Origin of the sequence: Domibacillus sp. A3M-37 (genome assembly GCF_024213455.1) — a bacterium.
Classification (GTDB): domain Bacteria; phylum Bacillota; class Bacilli; order Bacillales; family Domibacillaceae; genus Domibacillus; species Domibacillus tundrae.
This window is the reverse complement of sequence record NZ_JANAVL010000069.1, coordinates 1-941: the sequence shown is the minus strand read 5'-3', so window position 1 is coordinate 941 and position 941 is coordinate 1. Positions and strand designations below refer to the sequence as shown.

At 40.7% G+C, this 941-nt stretch carries 1 protein-coding gene; it reads left to right on the top strand.

The window, feature by feature from the left end:
• Positions 1 to 250: 250 nt before the first annotated feature.
• The coding region (locus NLX67_RS22575) for an IS110 family transposase (RefSeq protein WP_254313635.1) at positions 251 to 941 on the top strand (691 nt) is incomplete at its 3' end.

Sequence of the window (941 nt, the reverse complement as noted above, 5' to 3'; positions counted from 1 at the left end):
GGACACAAAACATACTAAGATTAGCAGTACAGATCAAGGCATTGGTCTGTACTGCTATTTTTTATATAGTAGAAGTGAAGTTGGAGGCCGGTTAACTTTTGGGATCTGGAATCCGTACACAAAACAGGCCTCCTTCACTTACCTTATCTGAATCTGGTTTGAGTATGTTGGATCCTTCGAGATCGTGTAGAAGAAATGGGAATCGATAAGTGTATGGTGAGGGCTTCAGGGCAAGATAAGGAGGATTTCTATGAAGCACATTATTGCGTTTGATGTCAGTATGGGCAAAAGTTATATGGTCATTTATAATGCAGCGAAAAAATGCATATTTGAAGGCGAAATCAGGCATTCGCGACCCGATTTTGAAGAATTACAGAAAAGAATCGATAGATTCGTCGATAATAGTGGAGAGCAGCCTCATATTGTTTTTGAAGCTACAGGAGTATATTCAAGGCCATTAGAGCGCTTTATGCGAGAGAATCAGTATACGTACTGTCTTTTGAATCCATTAGAAGCGAAAATGCAGTGCGATTCCTTGCGGATTCATAAAACAGATAAAAGTGACGCTCACCAGTTGGCACTCACCCATTTCACTGTTTCCCGCCGGGAAAAAGAAAGATCGGATGATTTGTTTAATCAACTGAAGGCACTCTCCAGATTCTATAGCGAACTGGATGATGAATTGTCTGTTCTTCGCAGCCGGATGCATAAGGTTATTCAGCTGACTTTCCCTGAATTGGAGAAGATCTTTACCAGGAAATCGGAGCTCTTTTTAAACATTGTTCAGCTGTTTCCCCACCCGGATTTTGTTCTGATACTTTCCAAAACCGTGATCAAAAATAAAATCCGTGCTAATACAAATAAAAACATTTCAATTTCGACCGCCGAGAAGAAAGCGGTAGAACTACTGGAAGCTGCACAATACTCTTATCCAGCTGTGT